At 69.7% G+C, this 19387-nt stretch carries 17 protein-coding genes; 8 read left to right on the forward strand and 9 right to left on the reverse strand.

The window, feature by feature from the left end; all coding sequences use genetic code 11:
* The first annotated feature begins 41 nt into the window (after positions 1-41).
* From ABB25_RS00155 to ABB25_RS00180, 6 genes are read left to right on the forward strand one after another with little or no spacing between them, the layout of a single operon-like run.
* The gene (locus tag ABB25_RS00155) at positions 42-1040 is read left to right on the forward strand and encodes a 3-oxoacyl-[acyl-carrier-protein] synthase III C-terminal domain-containing protein (RefSeq protein ID WP_057661936.1); all 999 of its coding nucleotides are present in this window, start codon (positions 42-44) and stop codon (positions 1038-1040) included.
* Positions 1040-2017: an NAD-dependent epimerase/dehydratase family protein gene (locus ABB25_RS00160; RefSeq protein WP_057661939.1), complete on the forward strand. Its 978-nt coding sequence runs from the start codon at positions 1040-1042 to the stop codon at positions 2015-2017. The genes ABB25_RS00155 and ABB25_RS00160 overlap by 1 nt, the downstream gene beginning before the upstream one ends.
* Positions 2014-2847 carry an MBL fold metallo-hydrolase gene (locus ABB25_RS00165; RefSeq protein ID WP_244477713.1) on the forward strand — a complete coding sequence of 278 codons (834 nt, stop codon included), beginning with the start codon at positions 2014-2016 and terminating at the stop codon, positions 2845-2847. Before ABB25_RS00160 ends, ABB25_RS00165 begins: the two co-directional genes overlap by 4 nt.
* A complete protein-coding gene (locus ABB25_RS00170) occupies positions 2844-4004 on the forward strand; it encodes an ATP-grasp domain-containing protein (protein ID WP_057661942.1) in 1161 nt (386 codons plus the stop codon). The genes ABB25_RS00165 and ABB25_RS00170 overlap by 4 nt, the downstream gene beginning before the upstream one ends.
* Positions 4001-5107, forward strand: coding sequence for a hypothetical protein (locus tag ABB25_RS00175; RefSeq protein WP_057661944.1), 1107 nt, complete (start codon positions 4001-4003; stop codon positions 5105-5107). Before ABB25_RS00170 ends, ABB25_RS00175 begins: the two co-directional genes overlap by 4 nt.
* The gene (locus tag ABB25_RS00180; RefSeq protein WP_057661948.1) at positions 5104-6132 is read left to right on the forward strand and encodes a Rieske 2Fe-2S domain-containing protein; all 1029 of its coding nucleotides are present in this window, start codon (positions 5104-5106) and stop codon (positions 6130-6132) included. The genes ABB25_RS00175 and ABB25_RS00180 overlap by 4 nt, the downstream gene beginning before the upstream one ends.
* Here ABB25_RS00180 and ABB25_RS00185 read toward each other — a convergent pair.
* Positions 6116-9055 (reverse strand): bifunctional diguanylate cyclase/phosphodiesterase, encoded by a 2940-nt coding sequence (locus tag ABB25_RS00185; RefSeq protein ID WP_057661951.1) that lies wholly within the window; start codon positions 9053-9055, stop codon positions 6116-6118. The two genes, ABB25_RS00180 and ABB25_RS00185, sit on opposite strands and share 17 nt — an antisense overlap.
* Positions 9056-9208: 153 nt before the next feature.
* Positions 9209-9439 (reverse strand): hypothetical protein, encoded by a 231-nt coding sequence (locus tag ABB25_RS14430; RefSeq protein ID WP_152980834.1) that lies wholly within the window; start codon positions 9437-9439, stop codon positions 9209-9211.
* Here ABB25_RS14430 and ABB25_RS00190 point away from each other — a divergent pair.
* Positions 9438-10040 (forward strand): hypothetical protein, encoded by a 603-nt coding sequence (locus tag ABB25_RS00190; RefSeq protein ID WP_057661954.1) that lies wholly within the window; start codon positions 9438-9440, stop codon positions 10038-10040. The genes ABB25_RS14430 and ABB25_RS00190 overlap by 2 nt on opposite strands.
* 74 nt (positions 10041-10114) lie before the next feature.
* Here the strand turns inward: ABB25_RS00190 and ABB25_RS00195 are convergent, their stop codons facing one another.
* From ABB25_RS00195 to ABB25_RS00215, 5 genes are all read right to left on the reverse strand, one after another.
* Positions 10115-11764: a M28 family metallopeptidase gene (locus ABB25_RS00195; protein ID WP_057661956.1), complete on the reverse strand. Its 1650-nt coding sequence runs from the start codon at positions 11762-11764 to the stop codon at positions 10115-10117.
* Positions 11765-11843: 79 nt separating this feature from the next.
* Positions 11844-13889 carry an SMP-30/gluconolactonase/LRE family protein gene (locus ABB25_RS00200; protein ID WP_057661959.1) on the reverse strand — a complete coding sequence of 682 codons (2046 nt, stop codon included), beginning with the start codon at positions 13887-13889 and terminating at the stop codon, positions 11844-11846.
* Between the two features lie 118 nt (positions 13890-14007).
* A complete protein-coding gene (locus ABB25_RS00205) occupies positions 14008-15480 on the reverse strand; it encodes a SulP family inorganic anion transporter (RefSeq protein WP_057661962.1) in 1473 nt (490 codons plus the stop codon).
* A gap of 75 nt (positions 15481-15555) precedes the next feature.
* Positions 15556-16431 (reverse strand): ABC transporter substrate-binding protein, encoded by an 876-nt coding sequence (locus ABB25_RS00210; RefSeq protein ID WP_057661965.1) that lies wholly within the window; start codon positions 16429-16431, stop codon positions 15556-15558.
* Between the two features lie 204 nt (positions 16432-16635).
* On the reverse strand, positions 16636-17028 hold the full coding sequence (locus ABB25_RS00215; protein ID WP_057661968.1) for a baeRF12 domain-containing protein: 393 nt from the start codon (positions 17026-17028) through the stop codon (positions 16636-16638).
* A gap of 147 nt (positions 17029-17175) precedes the next feature.
* Between ABB25_RS00215 and ABB25_RS00220 the strand changes: the two genes are divergently transcribed.
* Complete coding sequence (locus ABB25_RS00220) at positions 17176-18021, forward strand: class I SAM-dependent methyltransferase (RefSeq protein ID WP_057661974.1); 846 nt, start codon at positions 17176-17178, stop codon at positions 18019-18021.
* Between the two features lie 22 nt (positions 18022-18043).
* On the opposite strand, the gene ABB25_RS00225 is transcribed toward ABB25_RS00220, so the two are convergent.
* Both ABB25_RS00225 and ABB25_RS00230 read right to left on the reverse strand, forming a co-directional pair.
* Positions 18044-18643: a hypothetical protein gene (locus ABB25_RS00225; RefSeq protein WP_152980839.1), complete on the reverse strand. Its 600-nt coding sequence runs from the start codon at positions 18641-18643 to the stop codon at positions 18044-18046.
* A gap of 336 nt (positions 18644-18979) precedes the next feature.
* Positions 18980-19345, reverse strand: coding sequence for a hypothetical protein (locus ABB25_RS00230; RefSeq protein ID WP_057661981.1), 366 nt, complete (start codon positions 19343-19345; stop codon positions 18980-18982).
* Positions 19346-19387: the final 42 nt, after the last annotated feature.

A 19387-nucleotide genomic window follows, 5' to 3' on the forward strand; every position in this document is an offset into this window, starting at 1 on the left:
GCCGCTCCGGTTGCCTGTCGATGCTGTCGAGCCGCTTGTAGATGCCCAATCCGATCCCCTTGCGTATTGCCGGCAGTGGCATCGCCCTGCCCCGCCTGCGGCGTGACAACGACTGGTTTGACCAACGCTTTGCACGACCGGCGGGATGGACGGCCCGGCATGTGGGCATCGGCTCGCGCCCGATTGCCAGTGAGGGGGAAACCTCGGCCAGCCTGGCCGCAGACGCGGTGCGCCAGGCGCTGGCCGCCGCCGGCTGGCAGGACGATGACTTCGAGGTACTGATCAGTGCCTGCGGGGTCGGCCAGCAGGCCCTGCCCTGTACCGCAGCGTTGATCCATCGCCAGCTGGGGCTGGATCACAGCGGCATCGGCGCCTTCGACATCAATGCCAGCTGCCTGAGTTTTCCGGTCGCGCTGGACATGGCGGCCAGCGCGCTGGCCTGCGGCCGCTACCGGCGCGCGGTGATTGTCTCCAGCGAGATCGCCAGTGCCGGCCTGAACTGGGATGACCCGGACACCGCACCGCTGTTCGGTGACGGCGCGGCGGCGGTGGCGATCGAGGCCGGCGATGGCCGCTCGCAGCTGCTGGCCGCGCACCTGCAGACCTGGTCGGCCGGGGTGGAACATTGCCGGGTGCGTGCCGGCGGCACCGCGGTGCGGATCGACGATGGCATCGAGGCCTACCGCGCAGCGGCGCGCTTCGAGATGGATGGCGCGGCAGTCTACCGGCTGGCGGCGCAGAAGCTGCCCGGCTTCATCGCCGAACTGTCCACCCGTGCCGGCATCGAGCCGGCCCGGCTCGGTGCGCTGGTGCCACACCAGGCCAGTGCCAAGGCGCTGAAGCATATCCAGCGCGTGTTGCGGCTGCCGCCCGGGTTGCTGGTCAACATCATCGAGCACTACGGCAACCAGATGTCGGCCTCGATCCCCACCGCGCTGCACCTGGCCATCAGCGATGGCCGCATCCGGCGGGGCGACACCATCGCCCTGGTCGGCACCGGTGCCGGGCTGTCGGCCGGTGGCGTGGTGCTGCGTTACTGATGGCGCGCATCCTGGTCACCGGCGCGTCCGGCTTCATCGGCAGCCACATCGCACGGGCGCTGGCCGCCGACGGCCACCGCGTGCGTGCCAGCGGCCGCAACCGTGCGGCGCTGGCCACGCTGGGCCCGGGCATCGACACCCACGCCGCCGACCTGGCCAGTGATGATCTGCAGCCACTGCTGGCCGGGGTGGATGCGGCGGTGCACAGCGCCGCGCGCTCCAGTCCGTGGGGCACCCCGGCGCAGTTCCAGCGCGACAACGTGCTGGCCACCGAGCGCCTGCTCGCCGCCAGCGTGCAGGCCGGGGTCGGCCGTTTTGTCCACTTCGGCTCGCCGAGCATCTATTTCCGCTTTGCCGACCAGTACGCGGTGGGCGAGGCGTTCGAGCCACCGCCGCGCTGGATCACCCCGTATGCGCGCAGCAAGTGGGAAAGCGAGCTGCGCGTGCGCGCCCATGCCGCCCACCTGCCCAGCGTGGTGCTGCGCCCGCGCGCAGTGTTCGGCCCGGGCGATACCGCGATCTTCCCACGCCTGCTCGCCGTGGCCGCCTCGGGCCGTTTCCCGCTGGTGCATGGTGGCCGCGCGGTGATCGACATCACCCATGTCGACAATGTCGTGGCCGCCACCCGCGCCGCGCTGGCCGACAGCGCGCCCGGCGACGGCCGCGCCTACAACATCAGCAATGGCGAGCCGACCGCGGTGGGCGAGCTGCTGGCGCAGACCTTCGCGCTGTGCGGGCTGCAGGTGCGCCTGCGCCCGGTGCCCCGGCAGCTGGCGCTGGCCGCTGCCGGGATCGCCGAGACCCTGGCCCGGCTGCGCCCCGGCCAGCCCGAGCCACGCCTGACCCGCTACGGGGTCGGGGTGATCGGCTGGTCACAGACGCTGGATATCGGCTGTGCCCGCGACGAGCTGGGCTATCAGCCGCAGGTCACGCTGGAGCAGGGCCTGGCCGACTTTGCGCGGAGCTGGCGGCAATGATCGACCGCTGGCAGTTGTTTGAAGCCGGCCACTGCCGGCACCCGGAAATTGCCGCCCGCCGCGATGGCGCGCTGCGGCCGTGCCAGTTTCCGTCGCTGGCCGCCACGCTGCACCACCGCCAGCACGGCTGGCTGCTGTTTGATACCGGCTATGCCCGCCATTTCCTGCAGGCCACCGAACCCTTCCCCGAACGCCTGTACCGCTGGACCACCCCGGTGCACGGCGCCAGCGAACAGGCGCTGGCCGGACAGTTGCAAGCGCAGGGCATCGCGCCGGCACAGATTGCCCACATCGTGCTGTCCCACCTGCATGGCGACCACGTCGCCGGGGTGGCCGATTTTCCGCAGGCACGGGTGTACTGCGCCGAGGCGGCCTGGGCGCACCTGCAGCAGTGCAACCGGGTCCAGGCCACTGCCAACGGCTACCTGCCGGCACTGCTGGCCGATGTTCCGGCCCGGCTCACCGGCCTGCAGGCGCTGCCGCTGGCAGCCACGGTACCGGCGCCGCTGCATGGCTTCGCGCCGCCACGCGACCTGTTCGGCGATGGCAGCGTGCTGCTGGTCGACCTGCCCGGGCATGCCCCGGGCCATACCGGGCTGTGGTTCGCCGATGCCGACGGCCCGGTGTTCCTGGTCGCCGATGCAGTCTGGTCCAGTGACGCGCTGGAAAAAGCCGTGCTGCCGCCGGCCCTGGTCACCGCCTGGCTCGGCGATGGCCCGCGCTACCGCGACACCTTCGCCCGCCTGCATGCACTGGGCCGCCAGTACCCGGGCGTGCGCCTGATCCCGTCCCACTGCCGGCGCTGGCGCCCGGCCCGGGGAAGCGCATGAACGCCACGCCCGCACGACGGGTGTTGCTCACCGGTGCCCGCGCCCCGATCGCGCTGGACCTGGCCCGCCAGTTCGCCGCCGCCGGCTGGCAGGTGCACACCGCCGACAGCCAGCCGGCCCATGCCACCAGCGCCAGCGGCGCGGTGCATTGTCACCACCGGGTGCCACCGCCGCGGCAGCAGCCGGCCGGCTTCGTGCAGGCACTGGCCCGGCTGTGTGGGCAGCAGGCCATCGACCTGCTGGTACCGACCTGCGAGGAGGTGTTCTACCTGGCCCACGGTCGCACCCAGATACCCGCCAGCACCCGGGTCGCCTGCATGGAGCTGCCGCTGCTGCGCCAGCTGCACAGCAAATGGGCCTTCCTCGGCCTGGCCGCAAGTACCGGCATGCGGGTACCGGCCAGCCAGCGCGTACACGACATCGATCAGGCCCGGCAGTGGGCCGGTTCACGCCCGCTGGTGCTCAAGCCGGAGTTCTCGCGCTTCGGGGTGCAGGTGCGGCTGTACCGGAACGGCCTGCCGGCCAACGCGCCGGCCCTGGATGGCCGCCCCTGGGTGGCCCAGGCCCTGCTGACGGGTCAGGAAATCTGCAGCTACGCGGTGGCCGAGCGCGGCCGCCTGCTCGCCCACGCCGCCTACCGCCCGGGCTGGCGGATGGCACGCAGTGCCAGCTATTACTTCGATGCGGTGGACAACGCCGACATCCTCACCCAGACCCGGGCGCTGGTGGCCGCGCTGGACTACAGCGGGCAGATCGCCTTTGACTGGATCGTCGATGCCGACGGCCGGGCCACGGTGATCGAATGCAACCCGCGCGGCACCAGCGCCATCCACCTGTTTGCCGGCAGCGATGCGCTGGTGCAGGCGCTGTGCGGCCAGGGCGAACACTGCCGCACCCCGACCAGCGCGGCGGCGATGCTGGCGCCGATGATGTGGCTGCATGGCGCGCCGCTGGCGCTGCTGCGTGGGCAGTGGCGGCGCTGGCAGCACGACCACGCCCGCGCCGAGGATGTACTGGCACGCGGCCAGGACCGCCGCCCGCGTACAGGGGTGCTGCGCGACCTGGCCCATTACGCGGCCAGCGCTCTGCGCGGCAACGGCGACCTGCGCGCCGCCTCCACCGCCGACATCGAATGGGACGGACAGCCGCTGCCATGAGCCTGCCGGTCCCGCTGGACAACTTTGCCGACAACGCCGCGGCCTACCTGCAGCGCTACCGCCACACCGATGCCAACCGGCTGGCCTGCAACCTGACGGCACAGATCGATGCGGTCGATGCCGGCGCGCTGGAACTGCCGGTCACCATCAACCACGCCGAGCCGGGCAATGCCTGGGTGTGCTCGCCACGCAGCACCTATATCGACTATGCCGCCGAGGAAGCGCGACGCCTGTTGCCGCGCCCGCTCGGGGCGACGGTGGCCGGCCTGTGTGCGCAGCTGGCGCGGCTGGCCGATGCCTGCGCGCTGGACCGCACGGTAACGCTCAACAACTGGTGCCTGTCCACCAACCTGTACCCGGCGCTGGCCGCAGTGGACCTGGACCAGGCCCTTGCCCAGGCGCGCCGGCGCTGGCCCGGCCATGCACTGTGGTGGCGCTCGTTGAACCGCCAGGACAACGCCGACTGGCTGCAGGCGCTGCAGGCGCGCGGGTTTGCGCTGATCGCCAGCCGCCAGGTCTGGCTCTACCCGGACCTGGAGGCTGCCGCCAGGCGGGCGAACATGCGCGCCGATGCCCGCCTGCTGCAGCGGCGCGACCTGCACTGGTGCGACAACCACGCCATCAGCGCCGCCGATGCGCCGCGCATTGCCGAGCTTTACGGCCAGCTGTACCTGGGCAAGTACTCGCGCTGGAACCCGGCCTACCGGCCACAGATGATTGCCGACTGGCAGCGTGACGGCCTGCTGCGGCTGGAAGGCTGGCGTGATGACCACGGCCGGCTGCAGTGCATCACCGGGATGTTCGGCACCGAGCAGGTGGTCTCCACCCCGATCGTCGGCTACGACACCGGCGCGGCGCAGAAACTGGCGCTGTACCGCACCCTGACCGCCACCAGCTACCGGCACGCCCGGCAATCGCAGCGCCGGCTCAACCTCAGTGCCGGTGCCGCCGGCTTCAAACGCCTGCGCGGCGGCGTGGCGGCCATCGAATACAGCGCAGTCTGGGCGCCGCCGGCCGCGCGCGCCACCCGTGCCCTGCTGTGGACGCTGAGCCAGCTGACCCGCCGCGTGGGCGAACCCCTGATGCGCCATTACCAGCTATGAATCCATCCACTGCACCGGCCTGGCCAGCGGCGCTGTACCAGCACTGGTACGCCATTGCCCGGCTGGACCGGCTGCGCCGCAAGCCGCTGGCGATCACCCTGCTGGACCGGCACTTCGTGATTGCGCCGGATCAACACGGCGGCTGGTTCGCACTGGAAGACCGCTGCCCGCACCGCCAGCTGGCGCTGTCGGCCGGTTGCCTGCGCGATGGCCAGCTGCAGTGCCCCTACCACGGCTGGCGGTTTGATTCGGAAGGCCGGCTCAGCGCGCTGCCCGGGCATGACCCGCAGCAACCGCTGCCGCCGATCCGGGTGCCGGCCTTCCCGCTGCAGGCCCACGATGGCCTGCTCTGGCTGCGCCCCGCCAGCAGTGGCGCGCCGCTGCCACCGGCGCTGGCGCTGGAACTGGAGCCGGCGCAACGGCGCTTCCTGTGGCAGGCGCAGTGGCGCGGCCATGTGCTGGAGGTGATGGAAAACTTCCTCGATGCGCTGCACACCCACTACGTGCATGCCGGCTGGCTGCGCCGCGATGGCCAGCGCCGTCCCACCGAAGTCGAGCTGCAGGTGGCCGGGGACCGGGTACGGGTCGACTACCGTGGCCAGCCCGCGCAGAGCGGGCTGGTCTGGCGCCTGTTCGAGTCAGCGCGCAGTGGCGAGAGCGCGCACTTCCAGCTGCCCGGCAGCACCCGCCTGCAGTACGACTACCGCAACGGCGCGCGTGCCTGCGTCAGCCTGCATTTTTCCCCGGTCGATGCCCGCAACACCCGCATCCTGGCCACCTTCCACATCCACGGCCGCTGGGCGCCGCGCTGGGCGGTGCGCGCCCTGCTGTGGCCGCTGCTGGCCCATGTCGGCCGCCAGGACGCGGCGATCCTGGCCGCGCAGCAGGACAACATGGACCGCTTTCCCGGCCGCCGCCCGGCACGCATGCACAGCGATGTGCTGCGCCCGCTGCTGGAGGACTGGTGGCTGCACGGGCGCGCACCCGATCCTGCCCACGCGCGTGAACTCACCCTCTGGCTGTGAGTGTGGCCAGCCACTGCAGGACATCGTCCAAGCTCATCGGCCGGCTGAGCAGGTAGCCCTGCAGCTGGTCACAGTCGTGGGCCTGCAACCACTGGCGCTGGCCTTCGGTTTCCACCCCTTCGGCGATCACCTCCAGCTCCAGGCTGTGGCCCAGCGACAGCAAGGCGCGGCAGATGGCCGCATTGCGCGGGTTGGTCTCGACATCGGCGACAAAGCTGCGGTCGATCTTCAGCGCATCCAGCGGCAGGTGCTGCAGGTAGGACATCGAGGAGAAACCGGTACCGAAATCATCCAGCGCGATCTTGATCCCGCGCTCGTGCAGCCGCTGCATGGTCTGCAGGCCACGCTCCGGGTCCCGCATCAGGCCGCTTTCGGTCAACTCCACCTGCAGCGCCTGGGTCGGAATGCCGGCGTCCTCGCAGGCACGGCTGAACTCACCGACCAGGTCGTCGTTGAAGAACTGCACCGCCGAGACATTGACCGCGACACTGACCTCGCGCCAGCCGGCGTTGGCCAGCACACGCTGCGCCCGTGCCGCGGCACGGATCACCCAGCGCCCGAGCGCGATCATCTGCCCGGTGTCTTCGGCCAGGCTGATGAACTCGCCAGGCATGATCGAGCTGCCATCGGCCTGCGGCCAGCGCAGCAGGGCCTCCAGCATCACCGGCCGGGTGTCACTGGCACGGCAGATCGGCTGGAAATACAGCTCGAACTCGCCCTGCTCGATCGCGCTGTGGATGCGCGCGGCCATGTGCAGGCGGGCGGTCAGGCGCTGCGCCACCGCCTCGTCGTAATACTTGATCAACACACCATCGGCGCGCGCGGCGTGGGCGGCCTGCGCGGCCCGTGCCATCACCGTATCGGCCGGCAGGCGGTTGTCGGTGCAGCTGTCCACACCGATATGCGCCTGCAGCTGATGGAACGATTCCGGCCCTCGGATCGGCTCGCTGACCACCTCGGCCAGATGCTCCAGCACATGTTCCAGGTCGTAACGGCCCTTGATGGCGAGGATGAAGTCCTCGCCGGGCTGGTAGGCCAGCAGCCCATAGCGCCCGGCCAGCCCGCCCAGGCGGGCCGCAACCGTGCGCAGCACCTGCTCGCCGATGTCCTGGCCCAGGGTGTCACCCACCAGCTGCAGGCCGCGCAGCTGGACATGGGCGATCGCATACGGACGGTCACGCATGTCCAGGGTATCGGCCAGCGCACGCCGGGTCAGCAGCCCGGTTTCCGGATGGTGGCTGGCGCGGTAGGCCAGGTCACGCTCGTAGGCCAGCCGCTCGGTGACATCCACCGCCAGCACCAGGCAGGCATCGTGGCCGGCAAATTCCAGCCGCGCGGTCTGCTCCTGCACCGACAGCAGGCTGCCATCCTTGCGTTGGTGGGTACGTACCCGCGATTCGCGCAGCACGCCGCGCTGGATCAGGCTGATGGTTTCGCGCAGCTCGGCCCAGTCCTCCGGCGGCCGGATGTCGAGCACGGTCATCGCCAGCAGCTCATCGCGCGAATAGCCGTAGCGCTCCACCGCGGCCTGGTTGATCTCCAGAAAGCGCAGGGTATCCAGGTCAAACAGCCAGAACGGCACCGGGTTGCGTTCAAACAGGATGCGGAACTGGCGTTCGGCCTCGCGCGCGCGCTCCTGCGCCTGTACCCGCTCGGTCACATCCACCGCTGCCCCGGTCATGTAGCCACTGCCATCGGCCACCCGCTCACCACGCACCGACAGCCAGCGGATCACGCCGCCGGGAAACACCAGCCGGAACATCAGGTCCAGCGGCTGCTCACCGGCCCAGGCCAGCTGCCAGCTGCGCCGTACAATGCTTACATCCAGGTGATGGACGCGCTCGAAGACCTCGCTCAACGGCGCCGAGTTGCGGTCCAGGCCGAACACCTGTGCGGCGCTGTGGCCCCAGTGCAGGGTCTGCGCATTGGCCGTCCAGGTGCTGACCCGGCCGATCTTGTTGGCCAGCGCCAGCTCGGCCGAGCCGGCGCGGATCTCCTTGGCCAGGCGCTGCTGCTGCAGGTGGGCATTGCGGATGGCGTACAGCAGGTAAGCCACGCCGATCAGGTAGATCAGATAGATCAACAACGCCCCGGCCACATAGCGCCACCAGCCGACCAGGGCCTCGTCGCGGGCACGTGCGGTGACCACGGTCAGTGGCAGCTGCGGGGTGTGCATCACCGCGACGATGCGCACCACCTCGTCGGCAAACACCTGCTGGCCGTGCAGCGCCTGCGGGTATTGCGCCCGCGGCTGGGACCAATAGCCAAGCTCACGGCCCAGCAAGCGCGGACCGCGGCTGTCGGCCAGCACCAGGCCGGCACGATCCAGCAGCAGCTGCACGCCACCGGCGCCGAGCAGATCATCGGCCACCAGCGCCTGCATCTGGCTGCCACGCAGCCGGGCCAGCAGCCAGCGGCCGGCATCGATGCGCAGGGCCAGCGGCAATTGCCAGCTGTTGTCGCTGCGGGCCTGCAACGGGCCGATATACAGCGCCGAATCGCCCATCAGGTTGGCCGGGATGGCCCAGTCATAAAAATCCGGATCGCCGCGGCTGCCGGCCAGCAGCTGCCCGCTGTCGTCCACCACCGACCAATCCACCATCTCCGGGTTGCGCCCGGCCGTCTGCTCCAGGATCTGCTCCAGCAGCGGCCGCTGCAGCGCGGTGCTGCCCAGCACCTGCTGTAGCTGCAGCATCTGGTTGTGCACGCTGGTCATCGCCCGCTGGGTGGAATCCAGCCGCTGCCGCAACAGCTGATGGGTGGATTGCGCCTGCAGGCTGGCCTGGCGCTGCATCGAGGACAGACGTACCTGGCGGTCAACCCCAAGCATCAGCGCAAACGCCGCCGCCAGCACCACGGCGACCACCGCCCCTGCGCTGGCCACTACCCGCATCTGTTGTTTGTAGGCTTGCTGCCCGGGCATTCAGACTTCCCCTGGATGCAGCATGCAGCTGCGACGGATTTCAATGGCCAACGGGGCCTAGCATGCACGAGGGCCGCTACAACCGGAACCCCGCCCGGGGCTGGCAAACCCGGTGAGCCGTCCTTCCCCGGTGCTGCGCGGTTTCACAAGGCCTTAGCAATTGCAGCGCTTGCCGCGCCTTGTGTGCAGCTGCACAACAAATTGTCCTTTTTTACCGATTTTCCCGGCAGTAACCGCTGTCGCGCCGCAGCACGCAAGGCCGGCAACCGCCAACCGGATCAAGGCACCGTTGCGTCCGTGCCGCGACAGGCGCACAACCTTGTCCATGCCGTCGCTGGAGCCACCGCGGCGGCCCTTGAGCCAGTTGCAGAAGGAGTAAGCCATGATTGCCTTGTTCAAAGGTCTGGGGTTGCTGCTGCAGGACAACGAGCTGTACCGCGCCCCGTTCGAAAAACAGCTCGCCCACTGGAAAGCCAAAAGCGAGGCGCAGCTGCATGAGGAAGTCGAGCTGCTGGCCCGGGCCAAATGCCAATGGCTGATCGCCTCGATCGTGCTCTGGCAGGCCTCGGCGCTGCTGATCCTGGGCCTGATCACCAACTACCTGTGGCGCGATGATTTCCACATCACCTTTACCCGGGTGGTGATCGTGTTCGGTTCCTGGGTCTCGATCCTGTTCGTGATCTGGTTCATGGCCAACATGTTCGACCATACCGCCGGTTTCGAGCGCTGGATGAAGGCCTTCAACAGCCGCGCGCGGGTCAGCCGCGATGCCGACAGTGTCGAGGAAGTGGCCCAGGCACTGGAAATGGCGCGCCAGTACCCGGAAGTGATGGACTACAAGCAGGAAGTGATGTCCAAGCGCGAGCTGCGCCATGAGGACATCCGGATCATGCGCGAGCTGGGCCGGATCCGGCAGCACTCGGCGCTGGTGGTGCAGCTCAACCAGATGGGCGACCGCAACCTGCGCCTGCAGCCGGCGTTCTAGCCCCGCCGCAGGCGTGGCCCAACAACAACGGGGCGCCACTGGCGCCCCGTTGTGTGTTGACCGCTCAACCGCGCTTACTTGCGCTGCGCATCGCTGGCCCGGCGCAGCGGGCCGAACTCCGAGCTGGCGCCCCAGGCCGGCCACTGCCGCGAATTGGCCAGCTCGCTGCCCAGGGTGTAGAGGATTTCCAGGTCACGTGCCGCACCGGTGAAGGTCCAGGCCGGGTCCCACTCGTCGGCCTGCTGGTGGTAGCGCTGGGTGTTGTACGCGGCCGAGGCGGCGCGACCGGCCTCCAGCCCACCTTCCACCCAGTCCTGGCCGGCGCCGAAGGACACCGCCGGCACCCCGCGCTTGGCAAACGGGAAGTGGTCGGAACGGAAGAACAGCCCGGCCTCGGGCTTGCTGTCCGGGGTGTAACGCACGCCCCAGCGGCCAGCCACCGCGACCAGCTGGTCCAGCAGCTGCACATCGGCCTTGCCGTAGATGCCGAAATCGCGTGACGGGCCCATCGTCGCGGCGCCATCCATGTTGATCACCGCCACCGTGGTTTCCAGCGGATACAGCGGGTTGTTGGCGTAGTACTCCGAGCCCAGCAGCCCCTTTTCCTCGGCGGTCACCGCCAGGAACACCACCGAGCGCTGCGGCCGCTGCCCGGCCATCCAGCCGCGGGCCAGTTCCAGCATCGCCGCGGTGCCACTGGCATTGTCGACCGCGCCGTTGAAGATCCGGTCACCACGCGCGTCCGGCTCACCGACCCCGATGTGGTCCCAGTGTGCCGAATACACCACGGTTTCCTCCGGGTGGGTGCTGCCTTCGATCCGGCCGACCACGTTGTGGGAGACGATCTGCTTGCGGTTGACCGCGTAATCGGCCGAGAAGGTCTGCCCGCCCAGCTCGACCGGGCGGAACTGGCGGGTCTGCGCGGCGGCCTTGAGCTGCTCGAAATCCAGCCCGGCATCGGCAAACAGCTGCACCGCCAGCTCGCGCTGGATCCAGCCTTCCAGCGGCACATGTGCCTGCGCCGGATCGGCTCGCACCACATCGAACATGGTGTTGCCGTTGGAGCCGGCCACCGTCGCCCACCCGTAGGAGGCCGGCGCGGTTTCGTGCACGATCAGCACCCCGGCCGCGCCCTGGCGGGCGGCTTCCTCGAACTTGTAGGTCCAGCGCCCGTAGTAGGTCATGCCCTTGCCGTCGAAGTCGCCCTGGCCGCTTTCAAAGTCGGCGTCGTTGATCAGCACGACCATGACCTTGCCCTTCAGGTCCACGCCCTTGAAGTCGTCCCAGTCGCGTTCCGGGGCGTGCTGGCCGTAGCCGACGAACACCAGCGGAGCATCAACCAGGCGCACATGACTGCTGCCGTCCTGGGCCGCACGCACGGTGATCTGCTCGCGCTGGGTCAGCGCGCGGTGGGCACCGGGCTTGCCGATGGACAGCACCGGGGTGCCGACGATGTCGCTCATCATCAACGGCACCGCCTGGGTCCACAGCCGCTTGCCGTCGACCAGGTCGCCGCCGGGCTGGACACCCGCCTCGGCCAGCGCCGCCGACAGGTAGGCGATGGTGCGGCGCTCGCCCTCGGTGGCCGGCGAACGGCCCTCGTAGGCATCGGAGGACAGTTCGCGCACGTCGGCACTGATGCGCGCCGGGTCAAACACCGGGGTGGCGGCCAGCACGGCCGTGGAAAGGGACAGCGCCACGGCGCCGGCAAGCAGTCGTTTCACACAGACCTCGTCTTCATCAGGCAACACCGGCCAGTGTAGTGCAGGCCGGCGCCGCCCCACCCCTGCCCATGGTCAGGGGCTACTCCAGGCGCAGCAGCAGCTCTCGCCCCTCGCGGGCCTGGTTGCCATGCCAGTCGCGGGCACTGATGCGCACCCGGTAATCGCCGGCCGGCAGCGCCGAGACATCCCAGCCGCCACGCGCCAGCCGGCCATCACGCACGGTGTTGGTGACCAGGTACTGGAAACGGGTCACCGCGCTGCCATGCACGGTGATGCCGCTGTCCGGGCCGTAGGCATGCAGCACCGCATCGCCCTGCGGCGGCATGCGGTTGAACTCCAGGTTCATCTGCGGCTGCTCGAACCCCGGTAACGGCGTGCCGGCGGCATCGAGCAGCTGCCAGCCCAGCGCATACAGCCCAAGCCGGCGCCGCGCCAGGTTGCCGTCGACCTGGTCACGCGCCTGCACCGCCAGCTGCACCACCCCGGCGCTGCGCGGCAGGTGCCAGCGGCCATCGCGCCGCTGACCTGCCACCTGCTCGTTGTCATCCAGTACCCGGATGTCCTCGATCACCGGCGCCAGCGTATCGGTGAAGCCGGCAAACCCCAGCGCAATCGCATTGCGCTCGTAACCGCCGGGCCCGACTTGCAGGTGCACATGGGCCTGGGCATTGATCGTGCCCAGCACCTCGCCGGCCGCGAAACGGGTGCCGCGGCGCACCCGCACCCGCTCCACCCGCCCGCGCGGATCGCGCAGCAGTTCAAAGCGCGGGTCCAGCGCCTGGCCATCGGCCGTGCGCCCGACCCGGATGTGGATGTAATCCAGCTCGCCCACGTTGAGCCCTTCGGCCTGGCCGTTCGGGCTCCAGGCCGCCAGCGGGCTGGACACCTTGCCATCGGCAATGGCCAGCACGCGCTGGCCGACATCGCCGCGGATATCGAAACCGGCATGCAGGTGGTTGCGGTTCTTGCCGGCAAAGGTGCCGCGCACCTCGCCCAGGGTACCGACCACTTCATGCCAGCCACGCTGCGGGGCCAATGGCCAGCGGCCTTCGGTGGCCGGCAGCGGGCGCTCCGCTGCCGGGCCGATCATCCCGCTCACGCTCGCCTCGCCGGCCGGCTGGGCGCGCAGCCAGTGCAGGCGCATACCGCCGGCATCGCTGACCAGCAGCCCGCCTTCCGGGGTCAGCGCCAGGGCGGCCGGGCGCGACAGCCGGCTGGCAGGATCGGTGCCGAACACCGTGCTCAGATGGCCCTGGACGCTGCGCTGGACGACCCGGCCGGTCAGGCGTTCGCCGATGTAGAGCACGCCATCGTCGGTGATGGCCACGGCCTGCGGCTGCCACAGCTGGCGCTCGCCCGGGCCACCGACCACGGTGTCCACCCGGCCATCGGGATGCACCCGGCGGATTGCATCGTTGCCCAGGTCGGCCACCCACAGCACGCCCTGCGCATCCAGTGCCAGCCCGGTAGGGGTATCAAAGCGCGCGGCCGCTCCCGGGCCATCGGCCAGACCCGGGCCCTGCCCACCGGCCAGGGTACGCAGCTGGCCATCGGGGTGGATCACCGCGATGCGGTCGTTGAAGGTATCGGCCACGTAGACCCGGCCATCGGCGGCCACCGCCACCGCCATCGGCGCATCCAGCCGCGCCTGCCTGGCAGCACCGTCGCCCTGGCCGGGCTGGCCGTTGCCGGCCAGGGTGCTGACCACCCCGTCGCGCAGCACGCGCACGGCATGGTTGCCGGTATCGGCGATGACCAGCGCGCCATCGGCGGTGAGCGCGATCCCGGACGGGGTGTGGAAACGGGCCTGTGCGGCCGGGCCGTCGGCCAGGCCCTCGTCACTGCCGGCCACGGTGCGCAGCTGGCCATGCCGGTCGAGGTAGCGGATGCGGTTGTTGTCACCGGCATCACTGAGGTAGACCCCGCGCAGGCCATCACGCGCCAGACCCCACGGTTCGGCAAGGCGGGCCTGGCGGGCCGGGCCGTCCTGCAGGCCGGGGTGGCCATCACCGGCCAGCCACCAGGCCTGTGCCTGCCAGCCCAGTACGGTGGCCGCTGGCGGCGGCAACGGCTGCGGCCGGGTCAGCCACCAGCCAGCGGCCATCGCCAGCACCACCACGGCCATCGCCGGCCACCGCCATTGTTTGTTTTCCGCCACTACCGCCCCCACTGCTCGACACCGCCGTCCACGATAACCCGGCGCCGCCGGCCATCGGCACAGTCACACGGGTTTTCGGCCCGGCCTACAGCGGTACCTCGCCGCGCAGCACGCGGCGCATCAGGTTGCGGCTGCCCGCATCCATGCCCACCACCCGCACCTGCTTGCCGTGCTGGCGCAGACGCTTGACCACCGTGTCCAGCGCCCCCACGGCGGTGATGTCCCACAGCCGCGCCTGGCCCAGGTCGATCAGGACCTGTTCGGCCGCCATCTGCTGCGGGTCGAAGGCCTCGATGAAGGCATCGGCATTGGCAAAGAACACCTGGCCGGCCACCTGCACCTGGTGGCTGTCGCTGCCGGCCTCGTGATGGACCTCCAGCACCCCGGAAACCTTGATCGCGAAGAACACCCCCGACAGCAGCACACCGATACCGACCCCGGCGGCCAGGTTGTGGGTGGCCAGGGTCACCACCACGGTGGCCAGCATCACCAGCGAGGACAGCCGCGGCTGGTGCAGCAGCGCGCGCAGCGAGCCCCAGTCGAAGGTGACCACCGCCACCACCAGCATGATCGCCACCAGCGCCACCACCGGCACCTGGGCCACCCAGGGCTTGAGCAGCACCATCAGCACCAGCAGGAAGATCCCGGCGAACGCGGTGGAAAGCCGGCCGCGGCCGCCGTAGGTCACATTGCCCACCGCCTGGCCGATCATGCCGCAGCCGGCAATGCCGCCGAACAGGCTCGAGCCGATGTTGGCCAGGCCCAGTCCGGTGCACTCGCGGTTCTTGTTGGACGGGGTGGCGGTCATTTCATCGACCACCCGCGCGGTCATCAGTGATTCGAGCAGGCCGACCATCGCAATGGCCAGCGCCGGCATCGCGATGATGCGCAGGGTTTCCGCGTTCCAGGGCACCTCGGGCAGGCCGGCAAAGACCGGCAGGCTGGAGGGCAGCTGGCCCAGGTCGGCCACGGTTTTCAGCGGCAGCCCCAGGCCCACGCTCAGCGCACTGAGCACCAGGATGCAGATCAACGGCGAGGGAATCGCCTTGACCCCGGGCAGCGGCAGCCGCGGCAGGCCCCAGATGATTGCCAGCCCCAGCACCAGCATCGCCCAGCTGGCGGTATTGGCCCCGGCCAGCTGCGGCAGCTGGGCGGCGAAGATCAGGATCGCCAGCGCGTTGACGAAGCCGGTGCGGACCGAAGAAGAGACAAAGCGCAGCAGCACCCCCATCCGCAGCAGGCCGAACAGCAGCTGCACCAGGCCGGCGAGCAGGCCGGCGGCGAACAGGTAAGGCAGGCCGTGGCTGGCGATCAGCGGCGCGGCGACCAGCGCCACCGAGCCGGCCGCGGCGGTGATCATCGCCGGGCGGCCACCGAACACCGCCACCACGATGCTCAGCACGAAGGAGGCAAACAGGCCCACCTGCGGGTCGATGCCGGCGACGAAGGAAAACGCGATGACCTCGGGAATCAGGGCGAAGGTGGCCACCGCGCCGGCCAGCAGTTCACGCACGGGGTTGGCGCGCCATTGCGCCAGTTCGGTCTTGAGCAGGGACATGCCAGGCAGGGGCCGCCGTCGCCAGCGGCCCGGGATCATGGAGAAGGCGCGCATTATGCGCCGCCCACGCCGTCCTCAGCTGTACAGCGCGGCATACCCGGCGGCATCGACACGGGCATGGCCGAGCGCGTCGAACTGCGCCCACATGCCCTGCCAGCGCGCCGGATCACGCACCACCGGGGCCACCAGGCGCGGGCAGGTGTCGGCGATGATCGCGTCCATCAACGGATCGGGCGTGGTGCCGCTGTGCTGGTACCACAGTGCCGCGGCCTGGGCCGGGTTGTCGCGGCACAGCGCCGCACCGCGGCCGACCAGCTCGACCACGGTGGCCACCAGCTGCGGGTGCTGCTCAAGGAAGGCCTGGCCGGTGAACAGCTCCAGCGCCGAAAAGTTGTGCAGGCCGACCTGCGCGGTGGTGATGAAATCGGCGGCGATGCCCTGCTCGCGCACGGCCACGCCCTCGAAGTTGGCAAAGCACAGCCAGGCACCATCAAAGCCGGCGGCCAGGTTGTCCAGGTGCTCGAAACCGGCGCTTTCAATCACCACCTGCGACGGACTGAATGCCGCACCGCGGCCCGCGCACCAGCGCGCCAGGATCTCCACCGCGATCGCATCGGTAACTCCGCCGGCCACCGGCGAGGCCAGCCGCACCTGGCCACCGGCGAGCAGGCGCTGCCCGGCCGCGTGCATCAGCACGATGCCGCCATCGGTTTCGAAGAAACAGCCCAGCGCCTTCAGCCCGAGACGGTGCTCATCGATCATGTGCAACGGCTCGTTGCAGGAAAACGCGACCTGGCCAGTGACCGTGGCCTGCAGGCCGTCGTAATGGTCGTCCGGGGCGATCAATTCCAGCTCCAGCCCGGCCTGGGCAAACCAGCCCAGCTCGATGCCGGCAATCAGCGGCAAGTGATCGGGGTTGAGGAACCACTCCAACGCAAGCTGCAACTTCATTATCGCCATCCACACCTGTGCACACGGCCGGCCAGTGTGGCGATCACGCCGGCAAAGCGGAAGGCCCCGCTCCCGCGCGTACCGGGGGCGGCCGACAGGACTGCCACGCAAACCGCCGTCTGGCACCTGCCCCACGCGCGCGGCAGGGCCAGCGCCCAGACCCGCGCACCCTGGCGGCAACGGGTCGCTGCCGGCCTGGCTGGCTCAGGGTTCCACCTGTGCCAGCGCCTGGGCAATGTCCTGGATCCCCAGCCGGGTCCAGTCCTTGGTGATTTCGGCCTGGGTACGCGCGCTGACCTGCGGATGCAGCTGCGGCCGCAGCTCCCCCATCGAGGCCGGGTCGGCCACCAGCACCAGATGCTCGAAGCGCTGGTTCAGTGCCTGCTGGTTCAGCCACAGCGCCAGCCGCCGGTTGAACGCCGCCTCGGCCAGGTTGGCATCCTGCGGCTGGCTGCCGGATGGCCCGACATCCGCATCATCCAGTACGGGCGCTGCCTCTTCGGCCAGCTTCACGGCGGTGGCGTTACCGGCATTGCGCAGCAGGCGCACCCGGGCGCCATTGGCAATCACGATCCAGGTATGGGGTTGGAGCAGCATGGTGGTTTCTCCTCACGGCAAGCACTGGATCGTCCACAGCGGCACGTTAATTCGGTGTCCTCCCGCCACCCGCAGCCGGCGCGCGGTCGGTTACGATCGGCGCCCCACCCTGCCCTGACGCGCGGTCTGCCTGCGCCTGCCCTGCCTGTGTCCCACTATTCCGGTCCGCTGCTCACCCGCCCTGTTTTCGATGCGATGACCCGCGCCCTGCGCAAGAGCCAGCCGTGCATCACCGCCAGCTTCGACCTGGGGCAGAGCCAGGCCGAGGCGGCACTGGCCACCGATGGCTGGTCGCTGCACGGGCAACACTTTGCCTACCCGGAGAAAATCCGCGACCGCACGGTGTATTACTTCGATGGCGAGGATTTCACCCCGCTGTCGCGCTTTGGCCAGTACGGCCTGATCAAGCTGGTGCCCACCGACTGGGGGGTACCGACCTTCGAGATCGACGGCATCAAGATGCTGCCCAGCGCCAGGGTCAGCCCGCTGGAGGATGCGCGCGCCAAGGTGGCGCTGGTGCAGCCGGCCGGCAAGGTCATTCTCGATACCTGCGGCGGCATGGGCTATTTCGCCCGCTGCTGCCTGGAGGCCGGGGTGGCGCGGATCACCAGTGTCGAGCGCAACCCCGAGGTGCTCTGGCTGCGCCGGCACAACCCGTGGTCGCCGGACCCGGACAGCGCCGCGGCCGGTGGCCGGCTGCAGCTGCAGCACGGCGATGTGACCGCGCATATCACCCAGCTGGCCGATGCCAGCGTCGATGCGGTGCTGCATGACCCGCCGCGCTTCGGCATTGCCGGCGAGCTGTATTCGCTGGACTTCTACCGCCAGCTGGCGCGGGTGATCCGCCCCGGTGGCCGGCTGTTCCACTACACCGGCAGCCCGAACCGGCTGACCAGCGGCCGCGATGTGCCCGCCGAGGTCATCACCCGTCTGGCGCAGGCCGGGTTCAAGGCCGAACGCGCTCTGGACGGGGTGTTCGGCATCCGCCGCTGAGTCCGGACAACGGCCAGGGCCATTACTCCAGAGCGATGGCGGTCCCGGGCAGCGGAGCTGCGCCATCAAACCAGGCCTGGCCACGTGCGGTGGTCAGGCTCAGTGCGCCCTGCGCCTGGCCCGGGTGATCCAACGCATTGAGCTGGACCACCGCATCCGGGCACTGCCAGCTCATCGAGCGCAGATGGCCACCGCCCTCCAGCTCCATCCGGCTGTCAAAACCGGCCGGCCCGCACTGCTGCTCGAGCAGCTGCGGCAGCGCCTGCAGCGCGTCGGCGCCTTCAAACTGCACACTGACACTTTCCAGGCCATCGGCCAGCTGCAAGGCCACCGCATCGGCATGCAGGCCGCCGACCGCTCTGCCGGGCAGCTGTTGCAGCGTGTACAGGCCCGCATCGGCAGGGCTGTCTTCAGCGCGCAGCAGACAGGGCCGCGCTGGACCGTCTGCGGTACAGAAAGGCAAGGCCTTGCCCGCTCCCAGTTCCAGCCCGAGCAGGGCCGGCGCCACCGGGCCGGGAACGCGCGCCGGCACCGGCGCGCGCGCCAACGTTTCCGGCCTGCAGCCTGCAATCAACCCCAGCGCGATGCCGGCCGCGCCCCACCTTGCCATCCAACGTGTCATCACATCCCCCCTGGATGTGCCTGCGTCGAAAAAGTGTATACACCATCACACTTTCAACAACCACGCCTTCTTGTCTGGCCAGCGCCAGCGCGCCGTGCATGGCGCCGATACCCGCACCGGGCTCAGCGCTGCGCGCAGGCATCCGTTGTGCTTGTCCCGCGTGGCCAGCGCGCAACCGCAGGTCGCATGCCGCAGAGCCCAGCCAGCACCCGGCAGCCGGCCTGCTCTGGCGCCGGGCCGCCGATTACGCATCAAACGCTTGAAAAACAAGGGTCAGCGTGGCGTTTGCCACCCACGCCGACCCCGGGTTCCCGAACCGCTGCAGCGCGGCGCGGATTACTGCTGGGCCAGCGCGGTCACGGCCGGATTGACCACCGACGCACGCTCGAACACGATCGGCGCGTCCATTCCATTGCCATGCCGACGCAGGCGCACCATCTCATCACGTTGCAGGCACTGCCCGTCCAGCGAATCGGGCGACATGCTGTCGCTGACGGTCAGCTGGCCAAACGGCACCCGCAGCACATGGCGTTGATCCAGCTCGATCAGGTTCAGCGTCAGCGATCCATCGCGGTGCATGCACAGCTGCTCCCAGCGGGCATCCACCAGTTGTGAGACCGGCACTTCGCGCTGCGTCTGCTCGCCCAGCACACTGCGTACCTGCTGCACGAAGCCGTTGCTGTCGGGGCCTCGTTCACTCATTGCACAACCGGCCAGACCAGCACTGGCAACTGCCAGGGCCAG

The organism is Stenotrophomonas koreensis (assembly GCF_001431525.1).
GTDB lineage: Bacteria > Pseudomonadota > Gammaproteobacteria > Xanthomonadales > Xanthomonadaceae > Stenotrophomonas > Stenotrophomonas koreensis.

What these genes read in the sequence shown, in the direction of transcription:
- ABB25_RS00185 (WP_057661951.1), bottom strand. Translation starts at nt 9,055, where the DNA reads ATGCCCGGGCAGCAAGCCTACAAACAACAGATGCGGGTAGTGGCCAGC.
- ABB25_RS00200 (WP_057661959.1), bottom strand. Translation starts at nt 13,889, where the DNA reads ATGGCCGTGGTGGTGCTGGCGATGGCCGCTGGCTGGTGGCTGACCCGG.
- ABB25_RS00205 (WP_057661962.1), bottom strand. Translation starts at nt 15,480, where the DNA reads ATGTCCCTGCTCAAGACCGAACTGGCGCAATGGCGCGCCAACCCCGTG.
- ABB25_RS00180 (WP_057661948.1), top strand. Translation starts at nt 5,104, where the DNA reads ATGAATCCATCCACTGCACCGGCCTGGCCAGCGGCGCTGTACCAGCAC.
- ABB25_RS00165 (WP_244477713.1), top strand. Translation starts at nt 2,014, where the DNA reads ATGATCGACCGCTGGCAGTTGTTTGAAGCCGGCCACTGCCGGCACCCG.
- ABB25_RS00175 (WP_057661944.1), top strand. Translation starts at nt 4,001, where the DNA reads ATGAGCCTGCCGGTCCCGCTGGACAACTTTGCCGACAACGCCGCGGCC.
- ABB25_RS00160 (WP_057661939.1), top strand. Translation starts at nt 1,040, where the DNA reads ATGGCGCGCATCCTGGTCACCGGCGCGTCCGGCTTCATCGGCAGCCAC.
- ABB25_RS14430 (WP_152980834.1), bottom strand. Translation starts at nt 9,439, where the DNA reads ATGGCTTACTCCTTCTGCAACTGGCTCAAGGGCCGCCGCGGTGGCTCC.
- ABB25_RS00190 (WP_057661954.1), top strand. Translation starts at nt 9,438, where the DNA reads ATGATTGCCTTGTTCAAAGGTCTGGGGTTGCTGCTGCAGGACAACGAG.
- ABB25_RS00210 (WP_057661965.1), bottom strand. Translation starts at nt 16,431, where the DNA reads ATGAAGTTGCAGCTTGCGTTGGAGTGGTTCCTCAACCCCGATCACTTG.
- ABB25_RS00170 (WP_057661942.1), top strand. Translation starts at nt 2,844, where the DNA reads ATGAACGCCACGCCCGCACGACGGGTGTTGCTCACCGGTGCCCGCGCC.
- ABB25_RS00215 (WP_057661968.1), bottom strand. Translation starts at nt 17,028, where the DNA reads ATGCTGCTCCAACCCCATACCTGGATCGTGATTGCCAATGGCGCCCGG.
- ABB25_RS00230 (WP_057661981.1), bottom strand. Translation starts at nt 19,345, where the DNA reads ATGAGTGAACGAGGCCCCGACAGCAACGGCTTCGTGCAGCAGGTACGC.
- ABB25_RS00155 (WP_057661936.1), top strand. Translation starts at nt 42, where the DNA reads ATGCCCAATCCGATCCCCTTGCGTATTGCCGGCAGTGGCATCGCCCTG.
- ABB25_RS00225 (WP_152980839.1), bottom strand. Translation starts at nt 18,643, where the DNA reads ATGACACGTTGGATGGCAAGGTGGGGCGCGGCCGGCATCGCGCTGGGG.